This window comes from Sphaerospermopsis sp. FACHB-1194 (genome assembly GCF_014696235.1).
Lineage (GTDB): Bacteria > Cyanobacteriota > Cyanobacteriia > Cyanobacteriales > Nostocaceae > Sphaerospermopsis > Sphaerospermopsis kisseleviana.
Map to the genome: position 1 here is coordinate 35882 of NZ_JACJPU010000014.1, position 19006 is coordinate 54887.

20 protein-coding genes are annotated in these 19006 nt (G+C 36.5%); 10 read left to right on the forward strand and 10 right to left on the reverse strand.

Going from position 1 to position 19006, the window contains the following annotated elements:
• Window positions 1-188: 188 nt before the first annotated feature.
• Window positions 189-434 (reverse strand): helix-turn-helix domain-containing protein, encoded by a 246-nt coding sequence (locus H6F45_RS10600; protein ID WP_242052590.1) that lies wholly within the window; start codon window positions 432-434, stop codon window positions 189-191.
• Between the two features lie 225 nt (window positions 435-659).
• Here H6F45_RS10600 and H6F45_RS10605 point away from each other — a divergent pair, with 225 nt between their 5' ends.
• From H6F45_RS10605 to H6F45_RS10620, 4 genes are all read left to right on the forward strand, one after another.
• A complete protein-coding gene (locus H6F45_RS10605; RefSeq protein WP_190347149.1) occupies window positions 660-2303 on the forward strand; it encodes a serine/threonine-protein kinase in 1644 nt (547 codons plus the stop codon).
• Window positions 2304-2531: 228 nt separating this feature from the next.
• Window positions 2532-2975 carry a DUF2267 domain-containing protein gene (locus H6F45_RS10610; protein ID WP_190347150.1) on the forward strand — a complete coding sequence of 148 codons (444 nt, stop codon included), beginning with the start codon at window positions 2532-2534 and terminating at the stop codon, window positions 2973-2975.
• Window positions 2976-3255: 280 nt separating this feature from the next.
• Entirely contained in the window at window positions 3256-4137 is an 882-nt protein-coding gene (locus H6F45_RS10615) for a DUF4922 domain-containing protein (protein WP_137668173.1), read from the forward strand.
• Between the two features lie 157 nt (window positions 4138-4294).
• Window positions 4295-5647, forward strand: a complete 1353-nt coding sequence (locus tag H6F45_RS10620) for a cysteine desulfurase-like protein (RefSeq protein ID WP_190347151.1) — start codon at window positions 4295-4297, stop codon at window positions 5645-5647.
• A gap of 161 nt (window positions 5648-5808) precedes the next feature.
• Here H6F45_RS10620 and recN read toward each other — a convergent pair whose 3' ends face one another.
• From recN to H6F45_RS10655, 7 genes are all read right to left on the reverse strand, one after another.
• Window positions 5809-7539 (reverse strand): DNA repair protein RecN, encoded by a 1731-nt coding sequence (gene recN, locus H6F45_RS10625; RefSeq protein WP_137668171.1) that lies wholly within the window; start codon window positions 7537-7539, stop codon window positions 5809-5811.
• 164 nt (window positions 7540-7703) lie between these two features.
• Entirely contained in the window at window positions 7704-7904 is a 201-nt protein-coding gene (locus tag H6F45_RS10630; RefSeq protein ID WP_096572339.1) for a DUF2283 domain-containing protein, read from the reverse strand.
• Window positions 7901-8161, reverse strand: a complete 261-nt coding sequence (locus H6F45_RS10635) for a DUF4258 domain-containing protein (protein WP_096572888.1) — start codon at window positions 8159-8161, stop codon at window positions 7901-7903. The genes H6F45_RS10630 and H6F45_RS10635 overlap by 4 nt, the downstream gene beginning before the upstream one ends.
• Before the next feature lie 145 nt (window positions 8162-8306).
• Entirely contained in the window at window positions 8307-10157 is a 1851-nt protein-coding gene (locus H6F45_RS10640; protein WP_190347152.1) for an alkaline phosphatase family protein, read from the reverse strand.
• A 191-nt stretch (window positions 10158-10348) separates the two neighbouring features.
• The gene (gene acsF / locus H6F45_RS10645; protein WP_137668169.1) at window positions 10349-11425 is read right to left on the reverse strand and encodes a magnesium-protoporphyrin IX monomethyl ester (oxidative) cyclase; all 1077 of its coding nucleotides are present in this window, start codon (window positions 11423-11425) and stop codon (window positions 10349-10351) included.
• A 150-nt stretch (window positions 11426-11575) separates the two neighbouring features.
• Window positions 11576-12016: an HNH endonuclease signature motif containing protein gene (locus tag H6F45_RS10650; RefSeq protein WP_137668168.1), complete on the reverse strand. Its 441-nt coding sequence runs from the start codon at window positions 12014-12016 to the stop codon at window positions 11576-11578.
• A 1-nt stretch (window position 12017) separates the two neighbouring features.
• A complete protein-coding gene (locus H6F45_RS10655; RefSeq protein ID WP_096572343.1) occupies window positions 12018-12278 on the reverse strand; it encodes a hypothetical protein in 261 nt (86 codons plus the stop codon).
• Window positions 12279-12674: 396 nt separating this feature from the next.
• Between H6F45_RS10655 and H6F45_RS10660 the strand changes: the two genes are divergently transcribed.
• From H6F45_RS10660 to H6F45_RS10680, 5 genes are all read left to right on the forward strand, one after another.
• The gene (locus tag H6F45_RS10660) at window positions 12675-13349 is read left to right on the forward strand and encodes a heme oxygenase (biliverdin-producing) (RefSeq protein ID WP_096572889.1); all 675 of its coding nucleotides are present in this window, start codon (window positions 12675-12677) and stop codon (window positions 13347-13349) included.
• Window positions 13350-13904: 555 nt separating this feature from the next.
• Window positions 13905-15287 carry an oxygen-independent coproporphyrinogen III oxidase gene (gene hemN / locus H6F45_RS10665; RefSeq protein WP_096572344.1) on the forward strand — a complete coding sequence of 461 codons (1383 nt, stop codon included), beginning with the start codon at window positions 13905-13907 and terminating at the stop codon, window positions 15285-15287.
• A 276-nt stretch (window positions 15288-15563) separates the two neighbouring features.
• Window positions 15564-15836 (forward strand): GlsB/YeaQ/YmgE family stress response membrane protein, encoded by a 273-nt coding sequence (locus H6F45_RS10670; protein ID WP_096572890.1) that lies wholly within the window; start codon window positions 15564-15566, stop codon window positions 15834-15836.
• A gap of 152 nt (window positions 15837-15988) precedes the next feature.
• Window positions 15989-16681, forward strand: coding sequence for a manganese catalase family protein (locus tag H6F45_RS10675; protein WP_137668167.1), 693 nt, complete (start codon window positions 15989-15991; stop codon window positions 16679-16681).
• 189 nt (window positions 16682-16870) lie between these two features.
• A complete protein-coding gene (locus H6F45_RS10680; protein WP_190347153.1) occupies window positions 16871-17140 on the forward strand; it encodes a hypothetical protein in 270 nt (89 codons plus the stop codon).
• A 56-nt stretch (window positions 17141-17196) separates the two neighbouring features.
• Here the strand turns inward: H6F45_RS10680 and H6F45_RS10685 are convergent, their stop codons facing one another.
• Window positions 17197-18414 carry a site-2 protease family protein gene (locus H6F45_RS10685; RefSeq protein ID WP_190347154.1) on the reverse strand — a complete coding sequence of 406 codons (1218 nt, stop codon included), beginning with the start codon at window positions 18412-18414 and terminating at the stop codon, window positions 17197-17199.
• 180 nt (window positions 18415-18594) lie between these two features.
• Here H6F45_RS10685 and H6F45_RS10690 point away from each other — a divergent pair, with 180 nt between their 5' ends.
• Window positions 18595-18750 carry a hypothetical protein gene (locus tag H6F45_RS10690; protein WP_190347155.1) on the forward strand — a complete coding sequence of 52 codons (156 nt, stop codon included), beginning with the start codon at window positions 18595-18597 and terminating at the stop codon, window positions 18748-18750.
• A gap of 2 nt (window positions 18751-18752) precedes the next feature.
• On the opposite strand, the gene psaK is transcribed toward H6F45_RS10690, so the two are convergent.
• The gene (psaK, locus tag H6F45_RS10695; RefSeq protein WP_096572347.1) at window positions 18753-19004 is read right to left on the reverse strand and encodes a photosystem I reaction center subunit PsaK; all 252 of its coding nucleotides are present in this window, start codon (window positions 19002-19004) and stop codon (window positions 18753-18755) included.
• Window positions 19005-19006: the final 2 nt, after the last annotated feature.

Here is a 19006-nt window from a genome sequence, read left to right on the forward strand (position 1 = left end):
AAAGGGAACGAAAGTAGGGGTAATTCATGAATTACCCCTACGCAAGAATAAGGTTTTCAGTCACATCTTGCGTAAGTCCTAAAACTGTATATCTACGCAGGTATATTTATCTAGATACAGCAGATTTCAGATCAATCAAGATCAATCAGTTATAGAATCTAAATTGAAACCTATACAGAAAGAGAGTTTTACTCCTGACTCCTGACTCCTGTTGTATTTAGATAAAGCACGAGGTACATCTGAGGTACATCTTGAGCTTCCTTGTCAGTGGGAAATTTGATTTTTTCTTCAGGATTAAGTTTATTATGTAATAATACCTGTTGACAAAGTGCTAAACCTTGATTCCAAGCGTGTCTGGCTACTCCTGCGTGTTGCGCCAGTAGTAGTCGTTGTTGCTTGTTAACTTTGAGTTGGGTTTTGAATCCTAGTAGCATACAGTGATTTTACTGTAATTCTGTCACAAAGCCAAAAGATAACAGGAAATTTTCAGCAAATGTGAGTATTTGTTATTATTGGTTAAGAAAACAGTAACTAGCTACTAACCCTCTCTACTATCCAGAAACAACTTCTCAACTCGAACCCCAGAAAAAGTTTTAGACTGATAAAGACACAAGCTTTAATGGAAGTGTCAACTGCTCAATTAAGACTCAAGAATCCCGATGTTAACAGGTACAATTTTGCAGAGTGGAAAATATACCATTATCCAAGAAATAGGGAGAGGTGGATTTGGTATTACTTTCAAAGCTACGCATCGTTACTTAGGTCAAGAAGTAGTGATGAAAACTATCAATGAACGGCTCAGGCAACATCCTGATTTTCCTAAATTCGAGCGTCAATTTCAAGATGAAGCAAGAAGATTAGCCACTTGCGTCCATCCTAACATTGTCCGAGTTAGTGACTTTTTTGAGGAAAATGGTTTACCTTACATGGTGATGGAATATATTCCAGGGGAAACTTTAGGACAAGCCTTTGTGTCACCAGGAATACCTTTATCAGAAGCAACCGCAATTCATTATATTCGCCAAATTGGGGCAGCATTGCAGGTGGTACATAATAACAGTTTGCTGCACCGAGATATTAAACCTGATAATATTATTCTCCGCCAAGGCACTCAGGAAGTTATACTGATTGATTTTGGCATAGCTAGAGAATTTAACAGCGGTGTTAAACAAACTCACACTGGTTTAGTGAGTGAAGGCTATGCACCTATTGAACAGTATTTAAGCCAAGCAACACGCACCCCAGCTACCGATGTTTATGGTTTAGCTGCTACTTTGTATGCACTGTTAACCGGACAAGTTCCCATACCGGCATTATTACGAGATAGACAACCAATGCCTTCTCCCCGTGAACTGCAACCCTACCTGAGTGCAGCTATTAATCAAGCAGTTATGCGCGGTATGGCTGTGGAGTCTCGGTTTCGTCCGGCGACGGTAGCAGAATGGTTACAATTATTACCTGGAAGCGGTTTGGAGATGACACCGCAATTACTTACTCAACCCGCACCAACGATTAATGTATCAGCACTAGAAGCAGAAAATCGGCAAAAACAACCAGCACCTATTCCTGCTCCTATATCATCACCAGTAAGTAAAGTTACAGTATTACCAAACAAAATTGTTACATTTAAGGCATTTATGAGCGTGGGTGTAGCTTTGGTAGCTATGACAGCAGGGTTTACTGTGATAAGAATGTTACCGAAATCTCAATCACAAGCCCCCAAGCCACTTTTTGAACAACCTCTTCCAGAACCTACTACACCACAACCTGTAGTTGAAACTACACCTTCACCGGAAAATCAAGATAATCAAACTCAATCTTCTAGTGAGTCGGCATCATTTTCTACTTCAGAACGACGCAAGCGCAAACGTAATTTTTCCCCAGAACCAACTCCCACTAACGAGAGTGTTTCTCCAGAAACTGCGCCTGAACAAGAAAATTCTTCAGAACTTACACCCAGCACAAATCCACAAACTACATCTGCACCTGTGGTTACTCCCACACCTTCATTAGTGGAGAAGCTACGGGAAGCTCAATCATCTCCTCAACCTACTCCATCTCCAGAAAAAGAAAAAGAAAATATCTCACCCCCTGCTATTGAAAATAACGACTCTGCCCAACCGGAAAAACCAGAAGCACCTGTAGTTATACCAACAGCACCGCCACAACCGAAAAATTCTGTGGTTGTACCCACAACACCACCTAAGCAATCTGAGAGTAAAGATTCTTCTGCTGTGGTTGTACCAACACAAGAAACAAATTCAAAAGAAAAAAATGCAAATGCACCTGCTAATAATAATTAGGGAATGCTATTGAAAGTCTTCTCGTGGAGGCAGGTAAGAGTTTGGTTTATCTGTTGGTAACAAAATTTTTTCATCTTTCCTAATCTCCTAGCAGATAGAGGAGTATATAAAAAATTATGCTCCATTAGCTAGAAGTTAGAAAATATTCAGGTTTTTATAATTTGAAGTCATTAAGTAGTCTGCTTAAAAAACGTCATACACTCATCCTCTGAAATAGGAGAAATAATTATGACAATGACAGGATTAGATACTTTTGATGCTACTGTACAGAAAACAATTCCTTGGATTAATGAGTTAGGAAAAGAGTTAGGTTGGGAAAATAAACACCAAGTTTTTCAAGGTTTGCGAGCTACATTACACGCATTGCGCGATCGCTTGACTGTGGAAGAAGCTGCCCATTTGGGAGCGCAATTACCCATTCTTCTAGGTGGATTTTATTACGAAAATTGGCGACCAGGTGCAAAACAAACTAAAGATAGAACAAAGGAGGAATTTTTACAGCATATTCGGGATTATTTCCGCAATGTTAATGCTGATATTGATCCAGAAACTTTGGTGCGTGCAGTTTTTAAGGTTATGGCTCAAAGAGTTTCCCCAGGAGAAATTGAAGATGTTATTCACATGATGCCCCCAGCTTTGCGAGAACTTTGGCCGGAAACTGTGCGTACTTAATTATTTAATTAAAATGGGGCATTTTCATCTTTGTTGAGTTGCCCCAAAGATCATTTCAATGGTGACAAATAACTAATCCTTTTCCGATCTAGTTGCCAATTTTTTTATGAATTAACCGCAAAGTACGCAAAGTACACAAAGGAAGAGAAGGAAGAGAAGGAAGATAATTAGTAATCTTTTGGGGGAAAGGGAGTAAAATCAATATTTTCAGGGTATTTTGTTATTTACAATTGATTGAGAATTAGTATATAATATTTTCGCACCTTTATCATAAAAACAGATGACACAGGGGAAAATATTACTCGAACCAGGGACTTTATGGAAGAGGGTAAAACAAACTACAGCACACGCTTTAGAATGTGAAGCTTTAAAATCTATTCCCACAGAATTTGAATTTGTGGAACAAGATGGGGTTAAATTTTTAGTGAGAATTTTAGCAAATCTCAACCGTAAAAAAGCCGCAAAAGAACAACAAGAAAAACAAACTGCCAAGACAGGTAAAGAATTTAATCCTTTTTTACCTTATGAACAAGATTTATTTGTAACTGACATTTCCGAAACTCATGTTTGTATTTTAAATAAGTTCAATGTTGTTGATTATCACCTATTAATTATTACCCGTGCTTTTGAGGAACAGGAAAGTTTATTAACTCTCGAAGATTTTACGGCAATGTCGGCTTGTTTGGTTGACTTTGATGGGTTAGTATTTTATAATGGTGGTAAAATTGCTGGTGCAAGTCAGCAACATAGACATTTACAAATAGTACCAATTTCGGGAAAAGAAATACCCATTGCAGCATTAATAGAAACAGTTAAATTTACAGAAGGTATCACAACTATACCCGGACTGCCTTTTTTACACGCTTTTACAACTTTTGCACCTAATGAAACAGCAGGGGTGACGTTAGCAAAATATTATGCTTTACTAGAGATGGTAGGCATTCAGGCAGTTGATAATAATCAACAATCGGGAGCATATAATTTTTTAGCAACGCGAGAATGGATGTTAATTATACCACGTTTGCAGGAGGAATTTGAGTCAATTTCTATTAATTCTCTAGGGTTTGCCGGTGCTTTGTTGGTGAGAAATACTGAACAAATGCAGCTAGTTAAAGATATCGGTCCAATGAATATTTTGAAAAACGTTGCTTTGAGAATTTAGATCCCCGACTTCTGAGAGCAATTGATAATTTTATACAGAATACAAAAAAGAAGTCGGGGATCTGGTATTACAAATACAAATCAATGAAAATTATCTGCGTTTATCTGCGTTCATCTGCATTAAAAAATCTGTTTTCTCTCCATGAGGAAATTAATTTATGGAATCTCTAGATATAAAATGGATTAGATCGCAATTTCCCGCATTAAACCAAACCATTAACGGAAAACCGGCGATATTTTTTGATGGACCTGGGGGAACTCAAGTTCCGGGTGCAGTTTTGGATAATATCAATGATTATTTAGTTAGGTCTAATGCTAACGCTCATGGTTATTTTACCACCAGTGCGCGAACTGATGCGGTAATTAATTCTGCCAGAGCAGCGATCGCCGATTTTTTAGGATGCGATCATGATGAAGTTGTATTTGGTGCAAATATGACTTCTCTCGCTTTTAGTGTCAGTCGTGCGATCGCTAGAGAATTACAACCAGGTGATGAAATTATTGTCACAAAATTAGATCACGCTGCTAATATTTCTCCCTGGGTTGCTTTAGAAGAAAAAGGTGTAAATGTTCAATTTGTTGATATCAATATTTCAGATTGTACCCTAGATTTAAATGATTTAGAAACCAAAATTAATGAAAAAACAAAATTAGTTGCCGTCACCTATGCTTCTAATGCTGTGGGAACAATTAATGATATTGCAAAAATAGTCAAATTAGCCCATAGTTTTGGGGCTTTAGTTTTTGTTGATGCTGTGCATTATGCGCCCCATGCACCGATAAACGTCCATCATTTAGATTGTGATTTTCTCGCGTGTTCAGCTTATAAATTCTTTGCGCCCCACCTTGGTATTTTATACGCCAAAAAAGAACATTTAACCCGATTTTCTCCCTATAAAGTTAGACCTGCATCTAATGAAGTTCCATCGAGATGGGAAACAGGAACATTAAATCATGAAGGTTTAGCGGGGTTAGTAGCAACAATTAATTACTTAGCTAAATTAGGTTGTCACGTTTCCCCAACTTTAGATAATGAATTACTGGAATCTTTAATAGCAGCAGATAGAGAAGGTTTAACTACTTTTCATTGTCCCCGGTTTTTAACTTCAGAAACACCAGAAAACCATGAATTAGCATCAGCTTATCATAGTCGTCGTGCAGCTTTGTTAGCGGCAATGACAGCGATTCAACAATATGAAAGAGAATTAAGTAAAAAATTGATTGATGGGTTGTTAGAAATTCCTGGAATTAAGGTTTATGGAATTACAGAACCGGAAAAATTTAACTGGAGAACTCCCACAGTTTCCATCACAATTGAAAGTAAAACATCGGCAGAAATAGCGAAGTTTTTAGGAGAACAGGGAATATTTACTTGGCATGGAAATTTCTATGCTATTGAACTGACAGAAAAGTTAGATGTAGAAACATCAGGAGGGTTATTAAGAATTGGATTAGCACACTATAATACTGTAGATGAAATTGGGGAACTTTTGCAAGTTTTAAACTGTTAATAACTCGAAGATCCCCCCTTCCCCCCTTAATAAGGGGGGCAAATAAATCAAATTCCCACTTAATAAGGGGAGATAAATCCATCAAAGTCCCCCTTTAAAAGGGGGATTTAGGGGGATATGAGAGTATTTGATACACCATGAAAGACTTTTAAAACATTTTCTTATCCTTCACCATTATTTTGACGGTGGTTTGCAGCTTGCAATAACAAAGATTCAGCAAAAGCGATCGCCTGATTTGCAGATTTTCCACCCGCTAACTGTGCTAATTCATCCCGACGGGTTTTTAAATTATCCAAACTGGTAACTCTCACGACGGTTCTTTGTTCAGTGTTACCATTTTTATTAATTACTTGTTTATCAACTCGAAAATGACGATCTGCCATTGCCGCAACTAAAGGTTGATGAGTCACACATAAAACTTGTTGATTTTGACTTAATTGATGTAATTTTTCCGCAATAGCTTGGGCAACTCTACCAGATACACCCACATCAATTTCATCAAATATCATTGTTTCCGCCCCATCTTGTTGATTAAAACAAGCTTTTAAAGCTAGTAAAAATCGGCTCATTTCCCCACCAGAAGCAATTTCTGTTAACGGTTGAATAGGTTCACCGGGGTTAGGACTAAACATAAAAGTGATTTTATCTGCACCCATAGCAGTGGGAGAAGTCGGTGTAATTTCCACTTGAAATTTGACCTTTTCCATTGCTAAAGGTTTGAGTTCAGCTAATAAATGAGATGCTAAATTAGCCGCAGTTTGCCGACGTAGTTGGGTTAATTGTTGACTGATTTGGTTAAGATATTGTAAACCAACTTGTTCTTGTTGTTCTAAACTTTCTATAGATTGTTCTTGGTTATTAAGTTCAGCTAATTCTATTTGAATGCGTTGATAATATTCAATAGCTTCTGTGAGAGTTGGTCCATATTTTCGACAAATTTGTTTTAATTCTCGGATGCGTTCTTCTACTTCTTCTAATCTTTGCGGATCAGCTTCTAAACTTTCGCCATAAATGCTAATTTGTCTACCCACTTCCATCACAGTAGCGACTGCATCCCGCACTAATTCTAAAATCGGTTGCAGTTGGGAATCAAATTCAACAATATGATTTAATATAGTTTCACTATCACCTAATAAATCAGCAGCAGTGGGAGATTCGGCATCATTTTGATATAAAGATTGATAAATTTTATAACTCATTTGTTGCAAATCAACAACATGATTTAACCTCTCTCTTTCCTGGGTTAATAGTTCCATTTCCTGCGGATCATCAAGATTTGCTGCACTTAATTCCTGAACTTGATAGGTGAGTAAATCGAGTTGTTGTAAGCGTTCTCTTTCCGAAGTGCGGCGTTTTTCTAAAGTTTGGTATGCTTGTTGATAGGCACTATAAGCAACAGAAACCTGTTGACGTTTTTGAATTAAATCATCACCACCATATAAATCTAACCAATCTCGCACTTGTGCAGATTGTCCCACTTGTACAGTTTGACCTTGGGCAGTAATTTCTACTAGGCGATCGCGCAAATTTCCCATCATTTGCCGATTTACCAACACCCCATTTACCCGTGATCGACTGCGGATATTATTGTTATTTGCGGTAATTTCTCGACTAATAATTATTGAATTATCATCAATTAAATCAATTTCTTGTTCACTTAACCAAGCCGATAAAATTGCATTAATACTAAAAGTCCCTTCTACTAAAGCGCGACTTGTTCCAGTGCGAATCACACGACTAGAAATTTTACCACCTAAAATCGCATCAATCGCATCTAAAATGATTGACTTTCCCGCGCCGGTTTCACCGGTTAAAACATTCAAACCAGCACCAAATTCTAATTCTAACTGGTCAATGAGGGCAAAATTTTCAATTCTGAGACACAGCAACATCAGGCCACAATCTCCGTGAAGGTAAATGCCGGATTTTTAGAATACTTCTTAATTTTATCCCGATCCAGTCAGTAATGTATAGATGGTGATGCTTTGAGTAGTAAGTGAAGTAACTAATGTTACTAAGTTAAGCTGAATAGGATTTACGGGATTAAAGAATCAACCTAAGAATTACTCACAGAATACTCTACTGAACAAGGGTTATCAATACGTTTGGAAGCATCTAATATTTCAATGCCAATAATATTTCCAAATTCGTCATAATCTAAAATAACTCCTGGTTTTTCTTCATCACTTTCTTCAACTTGCACATCAATGAATATAATTCTTAAAACATCAACTTCTGCATTGTATGTGATTTTCATAATTCTCTCCAGTATTTTTCAATTTTGCTAGTGCGATAAACAGTAATTACAACTGTAGGATCAACATCATCTGCCACAATAACACGCAGTAAGAAAAGTTTACCAGTACCAAAATCAATTTTTGATTGATATACTTTGCGTCCTTCTCTTTCAAGGAGAATTTGTTGAGGATTTTCTAAAACCGATTCAACTAAAGAAACAGAAATTTTTCGGCGTTCCATTTCTGTTTGTGCGTGACGAGAAATCTGGTATCTCATTTCATATCTATCTATATTAATGTTATAACCAACTTTTTGCTGATTCAAGAATAAACATAATTGAATATATAGGTTAGATTTTAGCAATGTTCCTAAAATCAATTATAGCCTCATCCTGTTCATCCTTAAATCCTGATTCTGATAACTACAAACCCAAAGTCCTACCCAGAAAACCCGCAACATCAAAGTAACAAGTATCACCCATAGTCTGATATTTTAACACCGTCCTTAATCCATTTTCTGCTGGTGCAGATTCTAAAACATGAGATTGAAAATTTACCTGATTCACACCACCACGTAAAGCTTCATTTAACACCCTTCCCACCAGCTTACCCTGACTAGGCACTTTTAAATTTAACACTTTTGCGAGAGTTACAGCCACATCTGCATTACTCACCGGTGCTTCATCTACATATTGCGTTTTAAAGTCTGGTCCGATAGCAGTCATGTTATTAAAAGTGTCCGCACGGCTAAAACTCCCGTGCATTCCCTGACCTTGTTGTAAAGTAGTATCAGCTACAACCACACCGCAAGCTGTGGGTACACCACAACCTGTATCAAAAGAACGGAAATTAACAACTATTGAAGGTGTAGGAGTGCGTGATTTTCCTTGTAATTTGATTGCACTTAAAGGTAATGTACCGGGAATTTTTCCTAAAGTATCATTGACAAACAAACCACTTACATAATCTTGTTTGAGGAGAGAATTAACAATTTTTTGGGCGTAATATTTTTGATTTTCATTGTTTGGTAAATCAGGTAAATAAATTAAATCAGAACCACCATTCCCAGCAATAACTATCTCTGGATTTTGCGAATCTTTACCTAAAATACTATTAGTAGTATTAGTAGAAAATTGTCCTTGTGTCGGTTCAACTATTGAATTTTCCTGATCTGGGTTAAATAAAGCAAGTTCTAAATCATCTGCTAAATCAATTCCTAAAAAACCAGGAGGTAAAAAACCAGCAGGGACATTTTCATAACTGAGACTTGCTGCATAACTAGTTTTACTTTCTTTACTAATGGTAGAAAAACCATGATCCGCAGTCACAAATATATTTGTGTTTTTTGCCAAATCTAATTTTTTTAAAGTAGCGATAATCTGCGCTAAATTATTATCTACATTGCGTTTTGCAGCTTGAACAGTAGAACCATTGATACCAGGAACAAGTTGATTTAAACTATCACCGTGATTGTGTTGTGTTCCATCTGGATCACGTGACCAATAAACCAAAACAAAAGGTTTTTTTCGTTGTTGAAATAGAGGTAAAATCACCTTAGTTGTCGCATCTACAAAATATTGCTGTTGTTTAATATTGGCAACTTTTGCACCGGGATTTTGACTATCACCAGCTTTACCATTTTCACCCCGTGATGGTGTAATTAAAGGTAGGGAATTTTGGGTTAATAATTTGCTAATTTCCTCACTCAGAGGTATTCCTGTTGATGTACCAGTAGCGTCATCAATAATAATTGTCGGTTTACCCGTTTCTTGAGTGATATCTTGAATTAAAACAGGACCTAATTTACCTACCGCCGCAGTGCTAAAACCTGATTTTTTCGCTATCGCTAAAAGACTAATTTCATTTAAGAAATTATTACCAAATTGTTGGTTAACTTCTCTGAGAACTGCGTCATTTTCTAAAAATGGAACTATGGTATTTTTCGCGCTTTTAACTGGTACATTAACTTTAATATTATTGCTAAAATCTCCTGTATCACCTAAATAATGACCTGTAGCAATCACAGAAGCATTAGCTGTGGTAAAAGTAGGAAATAGAGAATGAGAGTTAACAAAATTTACACCTTGTTCTTTAATTGACTGTAAAGTGGGTGTATCCGTAGCATTTACAGTCATGGGACGTAAACCATCAGTCACAAAAATAACTGCATTGTGTGGTTGAGGTGGTTTAGCAAATACTTGAAAACCAATAAAAACAGCAATTAAACAAACTAATAAAATAACCCAGCGATCACCTTGTGTAAAAATCCTCATTATCTTAGTGATTTTTAGGACATGAAGATTTTACAACCTATAGCATCAAATAATACTTAAATTTCTGTAAAGAATCATAAGATTAAATAATATTAAGATCCCCGACTTCTTTAAGAAGTTGAGGATCTGAGGAATTACGCAAGATTAAAAATTAATAATAAGAAAAAACCGCAAATCACAAGTTTAAAAAATTAACAAACAGTTTGGCGAGTCTTTTCTGTATTGATAGGTTTAACGAGGTAAAGCTTCAACATATACCACACAATATTCATCACCAAAGGAATTTTTTGGAAGAACTTCTCAATTACAGATTTGTTACTGTTTTTGAGATCAATCAATTTCTGATTATTGATCGCACATTGTTCCAAATTCCAGAAGAAATAGGGATGATTTGTATTGAGAATCACAGGAAAAGCCCTAGCTGCGGTTTTGTTGGTTTCTGTGATCACTTGACTATTGTATTTACGGGGATGAATTCCTAAAATTTCATAAAAATTCGCCCGTTCAAAAACTGTCATAGTATGGGTGACAAACACAGTTAATAGGAAAAAACGCACCCATAAACGTGCTTTCCAATTATTCCATAAATGAGGTTGAGAACGTAACAAAGCCTTGAAAAAGTCACCATGTCTATTCTCATCCTGACACCAGCTTTCAAACTTCCTAAATAAAGGATAAAATTGAAATTCTGGATGCTTTTCGATATGGCGATATACCAAAATATAACGCCAATAACCAATTTTCTCCGATAGGTAAACTGTATAAATTACCCATTCTGGAGGGAAGAAAGTATAAGTCCGGTTTTTAGTAAGATAACTCAAGTCAAGGGATAAATTAAAATCCGCCATTGACTTGTTTAAAAAACCCGCATGACGGGCTTCATCCCGTGCTAAATATTCAAATGCTTCAGAGAGTAAAGGATTACTGTCTTTGATACGACGAGATAATTCTTTAAACAATAAAAACCCGGAAAATTCCGAAGTACAAGACCGTTCTAGAAAGTCAATAAAGGCAAGTCTTTTTTCTCCCTGAATGTGATCCCAAGACTGTTTAAATTCATCATCTCTGATAAAATGATGACGGTTATAATCTGCCTTGAGTTCATCAACTACAGACCTGATTTCTTCTTCATAACCGGAAATATCCATTTTCGCCACAGCATCAAAATCTGTGGTATAAAATCGGGGTGTTAATAATGTTTCTTGAACAGGTGCTTTGACACCTGGTTTCAACAACTCAACTGGGGGAGTTTCCAAAGACTTAACCATGATACTCCTTTTGCTATTTTATCCTTGTAGAATTATCTAAACATAAATAGTAATGAGTAGTCATCAGTTAAATTATTGAAAGTAATTTGTACAAAATCATCTGAGATAATTTAGCAATTACAGAAAATTTTTATAGCATTTTTTCTATATTTAATTATTCGTTTTTGCTTTTGCTGCTAGTGATGGATACTTACCAACTTCTATTAAAAACTGTCTTTCTTGAATCCGATCATCATTGTTAAAATCTAAAATACGTGCTGTTACTTCACCAATATCTGTTAATGGTTGAATCACAGCTTCCTCAAGTCGAAAATGATCACCCCAAAAGTCTCGACGGGGATTAAAAAATCTCACCAGTTCACCATTTCGCCAATTTATTGAACCTAAATCTGTACCTTTTTGCAAATTACAAAAAACACACGCATAACAAAGATTATCCTCTGTGCTTGTTCCACCGTGTTTAACACTAATAATATGGTCAACTTGACAAGATAAGGTATCTTCCTCTGAAATTAGACAATATTCACAGATATTTCCAGCACGTTCCACAACTAACCGTCTTGTTTCTAAATTAATGTAAGTACGAGACATTTTATTTACCCTCAGTGTTGATATATTTATGGGCTTTAGCTTTTGCTAATCTAATAACGTGTTCTAAATTCAAAAAAATATCTAACTCCCGTTTTTCTTCTTTGGTGAGTTGATTATTTTTCGCTTTGTCAATTAAATCTTCTAAACGGTTTTGTGCTGTTTCTGAAAGGTGGAAATTAATTAGACTTTCGGGAGTAGTACCAGCAGCGAGAAAATCTATAAATTCGTCGTAGACTGTAATGGTTTTGACAGATGTACTCATAGTTGTATTCTTTTTTATTATTTTAACTGTTATTTACAAGTATATACATAAAATTCAGTAATTATTTTAAATCCCAGTAAATTTATTTGTCAATACAAAAAATAGAGTAATTTTACTCAATAAAATATAAAATATCATCAAATCCTGAATATCGTTATATTTAAAAGTCTAAAGAAATATAAATATCTTTATATTAATAAGAAGATTGATAGTTAAATATTTTGTAAGAGTAAAAATAACCCTGATCTTTAGCAGCAGTGGTATTTGCTGGATAGATTAGTGGATCACCCCATAAACCCAGAATAGTCATTTTTTCCTGTTGACATCGACTGTGAACTGGTAAACGAGTCGATGACTATTGAGCAAATTTGGCGCTTGAAAATGAAGGAAGCAACAATGAGTAATAATTTAGCCATCAAACTGCGTTCTGGTACTCAACAAGCTCATACAGATGCAGAAAATGTCGGTTTTATGAAATGTTTTGTTCAAGGAGTTGTAGACAGAGAATGCTTTAGTAAATTTTTGAGTAATCTGTATTTTGTTTACAGTGAACTAGAATCAGCAATTGAGAAGCATAAACAACATCCTGTAATTAGTGTAATGTATTTTCCCGAACTAAATCGCCAAGCATCTCTAGAACAAGATATGTTATTTTATCATGGTAATCTCTGGCGGAATTTCATTACACCATCAACAGCAACTCAAAAATACCTGGCGCGTATTCACCAACTTTCTACCCATGAACCTGCTTTATTATTAGGTCATGCCTATACTCGTTATATGGGTGATCTTTCCGGTGGACAAATGCTACAAAAAGTGGCTCAGTCAGCTTTGAAATTGTCTGGTTATGAAGGAACTGAGTTTTATAACTTTGCCCAAATTCCCGATAAACAGGCATTCAAAAATAAGTATCGGCAAGCATTGGATAATGTGCCTGTTGATGATGTGATGGCTGATAAAATTGTAGCAGAAGCTAACCATGCTTTCTACTTAAATATGGAGATAATTAAAGAGTTAGAACCAATTTTAATGCAAGCATTAGGTCGAGCTACATATAACGACCTAGTTTGATATTTTCACTCTGTAAATTACCTGTAAACTAACAAAAACCCTCTCCTACTCTTCTTACTTCGCGTACTTTGCGTACTTTGCGGTTTATTTCCAACAATAGTATTCACCACCAAACAAGTTTGTGTAGTCGTGAATTCTATACCCCACAAAAGCAGATAGTATTTTACAGCTATTTTCAGGTAAATAAACCACATTTTGATTTAGGTTTCGCGTCAACAATGTAGGGGCGTTCGCGAAGCGTGCTGGAAGCATCAGCATTCGGATGATAGTCTTAGGTAAAAACCGATAATTAATTGTCCGAATGCTTCGCCCTGACTGTGGTCTAAAGACATGAAAACTGCTGTAAATCAAAACCGGGTTTCTTGCAGTAAGTCCTAGCTATTTAGTTTCACTTTAGTTTCATTATTTGAAGCTAAACATACAAATGTTTTGGCAATTGGTAACAAAAGATAAATATCAACCTATTGCCAATCTACAAATTCCCACCCAACTCAAACCCAATTCAAACTTAGTGCAACTACTAGGCATTCAATTAACAGTAACTCGGAGGTTTTGATGGTCTTTCTATTACCTGGTGTCAAATTCGATTTGGACCTGATCAAAAAGTATGACACCCGCGCACCCAGATACACTAGCTACCCACCCGCTACAGAATTAACTGAAACATTTACCGCCCAAGACTTTGAAAGAGCCATCATTAATTCTAATCAACGTCAAACGCCCCTATCTTTATATTTCCACATTCCTTTTTGCCAGAGTGCTTGTTATTTCTGTGGCTGTAATACGGTGATTTCTGGCAATAAGAATATTGCCAAACCTTATCTACAAAATTTAGCGCAGGAAATCCAAAATACCAGCGAATTAATAGATACCAGCCGCAAAGTTTTGCAAATTCACTGGGGTGGTGGAACACCAAATTATTTGGAAATGCAGCAAGTTGAATTTTTGTGGGATAAGATTAATCGTTATTTCACTATTGATGAAAATGCAGAAGTTTCTATTGAAATTAACCCCCGTTATATCAGTAGAGAATATATTCTATTTCTCAGAAATATTGGCTTTAATCGCATTAGTTTTGGTATCCAAGACTTTAACCCAGAAGTACAAAAAGCCGTTAACCGTATCCAACCAGAAAAAATGCTGTTTGAGGCAATGGATTGGATTAGAGAGGCTAATTTCGCTAGTGTAAATGTAGATTTAATTTATGGTTTACCCTACCAAAATCTACATACTTTTAGAGAAACTGTCACAAAGACAATTGCTCTAGATCCTGATCGAGTTGTGGTGTTTAATTTTGCCTATGTACCTTGGATGAAACCTGTACAAAAAAGAATTGATCCGGCTACATTACCCGGCGCTCAGGAAAAGTTAGATATCCTGAAAATGACCATTGAAGAATTAACAAATAACGAGTATTTGTTTATCGGTATGGATCATTTTGCGAAAACTAATAATGAATTAGCGATCGCTCAACAAAATGGTACTCTCAAACGCAACTTCCAAGGTTATACAACTCACGCAGAAACCGAACTTTTTGGTTTTGGTTCTACATCTATTAGTATGTTAGAAGATGCCTATGCTCAAAACCATAAAGGTTTAAAGGACTATTATCAAGCTGTAACAGCAGGTATTCTTCCCACCAGTAAAGGCATTAAATTAACCCAAGATGATATCATCAGACGGGATGTAATTATGTCTATTATGTCTCACTTCCAGTTACATAAATCAGACATTGAAAAGAAATATCACATCAATTTTGATGGATATTTTGCCCAGGAACTAGAAGAATTAAAACCTCTGGAAGATGATGGACTGGTCAATTTATTAGCCGACGAAATCCAAATTACCGATACTGGTAGATTATTAGTGAGAAATATCGCCGTTAACTTTGATACTCATAGCAGAATTAAAGAAACAAAATTCTCTCGTGCTATTTGAGTATGGTAATTGGTAATTGGTAATTGGTGATTGGTAATTGGTAATTGGTAATTGGTAATTGGTGATTGGTAATTTGTAATTCGTTAAATACCCTAATTATCTAATAATTGGGGTATATTTTTATGTTGATGGCATTAACAGGAATTAACAATTATGATAGCTTGAATCCTTTATCTACAACTTTTGATTTAAATAAATATATCAACAGGTAGAAAAAATTATCTTTCAATACTAATAAATTTGATACAGTATAAACTATAGAGGTAATCGGCAATGATTAATATTATTGCTTGGATAATTTTAGGACTATTAGCTGGTGCGCTTGCCAAAGCTGTTTATCCTGGTCATCAAGGCGGTGGCATTGTCTCAACAATAATTTTAGGTATTGTAGGTGCTTTTATCGGTGGAACTTTATTTACACTCCTCCGCACTGGTACTCTACAATTTGCGTCTGCAACTTTAAGTATTCCCGGTCTTTTGGTGGCAATAATTGGCGCGATACTTGCGATTTATTTATGGACGCTATTCCAAAGAAGTAGCCGAGCCTAAATTCAATTTTAGATTTTGGATTTTAGATTTTAGATTTTAGATTTTGGATTTTGGATTTTGGATTCGGGATTTTGGATTTTGGATTTTAGATTTTGGGTTTTGAAGTTGGAAATTTGAATTAATTGTTTGGAAATTTGAATTAATTGTATTGTATGTTTTTTCACAAAAAAGAACCGATTCATTTTGTCAAAGTTGATGAACCTAACCCCCGCTTTGCTCAATTACTTCTAGAGCAATTTGGCGGTGCAACTGGAGAACTCACAGCCGCTTTGCAATATTGGGTGCAATCTTTTCATGTAGAAAATCCTGGTATTCGGGATATGCTCCAAGATATTGCCATTGAAGAATTTGGTCATTTAGAAATGGTTGGTAAACTCATAGAATCTCATACAAAAAATACCGACCAAACCGAAGTTTACAACAGCACTCTTTTTGCTATTCGCGGAATAGGACCTCATTTTCTTGATAGTCAAGGTCATGCTTGGACTGCAAATTACTTGAATGAAGGTGGTGATGTAGTTCGAGATTTACGGGCGAATATTGCCGCAGAAGCTGGCGCAAGGCAAACTTATGAAGAGTTAATTAAACTGGCAACAGATCAAGGAACTAAAAATACTTTAGTGCATTTGTTAACAAGAGAAATTTCGCATACCCAAATGTTTATGAAAGCTTTGGATTCTTTGGGTAAGTTGACTGATCCTATGTTTGGTAATGTTCAACCAGATGAAACTGTTTCTCTTTATTACAACTTATCTACAAATGGAACTGAGCCAGATCAACGAGGTCCTTGGAACTCTGAACCAACATTTAATTATGTCGCTAATCCTTTAGAACGTCGAGCTTAATAAATAGTCGAGTTTTCGTAGGTTGGGTTAAGCGATAGCGCAACCCAACAAAAGCCTATCAATGTTGGGTTTCCTAACGTCAACCCAACCTACATAATTCTATTTTTTGGGCTTAACCGAAAAGTATTGACTCTGAACCAACATTTAATTATGTGGCTAATCCTTTAGAACGTCGAGCTTAATAAATAGTTGGCAAATTGTAATTTAGAGCAGGAGTCAGGAGTCAGGAGTCGTAAGGGCGAAGCATTGGGGCGACTAATGATAAATTTTTGTCCAAGGCTATTTTCCTGTAAGGGCGAAGCATTCGGGCAACCAATTATCAATTTTATGAAAAGGCTATTTTCCTGTAAGGGCGAAGCATTCGGGCAACCAATTATCAATTTTATGAAAAGGCTATTTTCCGAATGCTTCGCCCCTACTTCGCCCGTACAGGAGTCAGGAGTCAGGATCAAGACTTAGTTTTTCTCACCTAGTCACCAGTCACCAGTCACCAGTCACCAGTCCCCAGTCCCCTGTCACCTCTCAACTACTGACTTTGCTATTACCCCTAACTGCAAACCAGGGGGAAAAGTCCCTTCTTCTTTAATCCGCTTTATTTCCCCTTCGCTAATTTGCAAATTTAACTCTTGTGCTAAACACTTGACAGTATCTCCCCTATCAATCACGCCAGCTACTGTACCTGCGGGAGAAAGTACGGTGATTTGGGGTAGCTGCTCGTTTTCTAGTTTGTTGATAACGTCTGCTAAAGAAGTTGATTCGCTGACAGTGGGTATTGTGTTCAGAGGATGAACAATAGTTTGCAAAGTTTCAGTTTCCCACTGACTTCTTTCCGTGATCCGCAAATCATCAATTTTCACTAAACCCCGATAACGTCCATCGGATGCAGCAAAATAAGTATGTGCAATGTGTGATGTATGGGGAAAAGATGTATCTAAAAGATATAAGTCCGCAAACTCCCGTAATGTTTTATTTGCGTCAACTACGCGAAAATCACGAGTCATCGCGTCAACTGCTTGGAGTTTAATCAGAGTTTCTTGCAGGGTGGTAACATTGTCATAGGTATTGGCATTACGAATTGCAAACCAACCTAATAATACAATCCACAAACCTGTTACCAATTCCTGGGTAAAGAAATCTAGAGCAAATCCGAAAGCGATCGCACAATAACCTAAAATTTGTCCAGACTTAGCCGCCCAATGTACTGCTTGAAAGCGATCGCCTGTAACTTTCCACAGTGCTGCTTTTAATACCTGTCCCCCATCCAAAGGTAAACCAGGAATCAAGTTAAATAAAGCCACAACCAAGTTAATTCTTGCTAAATCCCTGACCATAACATTTAATAATGTAGTATCAGGAATCACTTGATAACCTAGAGTTAACAACAAAAACAGGATAATACTTACCGCAGGACCAGCGATCGCCACTTGAAAAGCTTTACCTGGAGTTTTTGACTCTTCCTCTATCGCTGCAATACCACCAAAGAAAAACAGCGTAATCGAATTAACTTTAATTCCTTGGGACTGCGCCACTAAACTATGCCCCAACTCATGCAACAGCACAGAAGTAAATAACAGCAGTGCCATTACCAGTCCTGCACTCCAAGCCGTGACAGTTCCCCATTCTTGGTAAGCAACCCCAAAATTTAAAGTTGCCAACCCAACAATTACAAACCATAGGGAGTCCAAAAACAAAGGAATGCCAAATAAAGATCCAATTTGCCAATTTTTTTGCATTACATCAATTTATTTATATATTTCTTATATTTCTCACCATAGCAGAAGGCAGGGGAAGTAGGGCAGGTAGGGGAGGTAGAAGTTATTAATTATTAATTATCAATTATCAATTATCAATTATCAATTATCAATTATCAATTATCAATTATCAATTATCAATTATCAATTATCAATTTTCCATTGTCTCATAGTCACCAGTCCCCAGTCCCCAGTCCCCAGTCACCAGTCCCCAGTCACCAGTCACCAGTCCCCAGACATAAAAAAGCGGTAAGTAAGTTAATGTTTACCTACCGCCGAATTTTTAAGTTACTCTCTAGTAAAAGAGCATTAAATTAAACTTATAAACGACCGATGTTAGTCAGTCCTAAAACAATACCAATACCAATTACATGACCAAAAGCCATTGCACCGATAAAACCTGCTACACTTACGGGAAGTAAAGGCATTTGGGGTCCTACTTTGGGCGCTTTACTTGCCAAACTGAGTAAAAGTACCACCAAACAACTGGCACTGATAATAATACCAACTGTAGGACTCCACTCAGGTGTAGCGGGTACGGATGCTGCTGCTAATAAAATAGATGATAACAAGA

Bases quoted from the DNA above. Each gene is read 5' to 3' on its own strand.
- H6F45_RS10610 (WP_190347150.1), top strand. From the start codon at position 2,532: ATGACAATGACAGGATTAGATACTTTTGATGCTACTGTACAGAAAACA.
- hemN (WP_096572344.1), top strand. From the start codon at position 13,905: ATGGTCTTTCTATTACCTGGTGTCAAATTCGATTTGGACCTGATCAAA.
- acsF (WP_137668169.1), bottom strand. From the start codon at position 11,425: ATGGTTAAGTCTTTGGAAACTCCCCCAGTTGAGTTGTTGAAACCAGGT.
- H6F45_RS10685 (WP_190347154.1), bottom strand. From the start codon at position 18,414: ATGCAAAAAAATTGGCAAATTGGATCTTTATTTGGCATTCCTTTGTTT.
- H6F45_RS10605 (WP_190347149.1), top strand. From the start codon at position 660: ATGTTAACAGGTACAATTTTGCAGAGTGGAAAATATACCATTATCCAA.
- recN (WP_137668171.1), bottom strand. From the start codon at position 7,539: ATGTTGCTGTGTCTCAGAATTGAAAATTTTGCCCTCATTGACCAGTTA.
- H6F45_RS10600 (WP_242052590.1), bottom strand. From the start codon at position 434: ATGCTACTAGGATTCAAAACCCAACTCAAAGTTAACAAGCAACAACGA.
- H6F45_RS10650 (WP_137668168.1), bottom strand. From the start codon at position 12,016: ATGTCTCGTACTTACATTAATTTAGAAACAAGACGGTTAGTTGTGGAA.
- H6F45_RS10660 (WP_096572889.1), top strand. From the start codon at position 12,675: ATGAGTAATAATTTAGCCATCAAACTGCGTTCTGGTACTCAACAAGCT.
- H6F45_RS10655 (WP_096572343.1), bottom strand. From the start codon at position 12,278: ATGAGTACATCTGTCAAAACCATTACAGTCTACGACGAATTTATAGAT.
- H6F45_RS10620 (WP_190347151.1), top strand. From the start codon at position 4,295: ATGGAATCTCTAGATATAAAATGGATTAGATCGCAATTTCCCGCATTA.
- H6F45_RS10630 (WP_096572339.1), bottom strand. From the start codon at position 7,904: ATGAAAATCACATACAATGCAGAAGTTGATGTTTTAAGAATTATATTC.
- H6F45_RS10635 (WP_096572888.1), bottom strand. From the start codon at position 8,161: ATGAGATACCAGATTTCTCGTCACGCACAAACAGAAATGGAACGCCGA.
- H6F45_RS10615 (WP_137668173.1), top strand. From the start codon at position 3,256: ATGACACAGGGGAAAATATTACTCGAACCAGGGACTTTATGGAAGAGG.
- H6F45_RS10640 (WP_190347152.1), bottom strand. From the start codon at position 10,157: ATGAGGATTTTTACACAAGGTGATCGCTGGGTTATTTTATTAGTTTGT.
- H6F45_RS10675 (WP_137668167.1), top strand. From the start codon at position 15,989: ATGTTTTTTCACAAAAAAGAACCGATTCATTTTGTCAAAGTTGATGAA.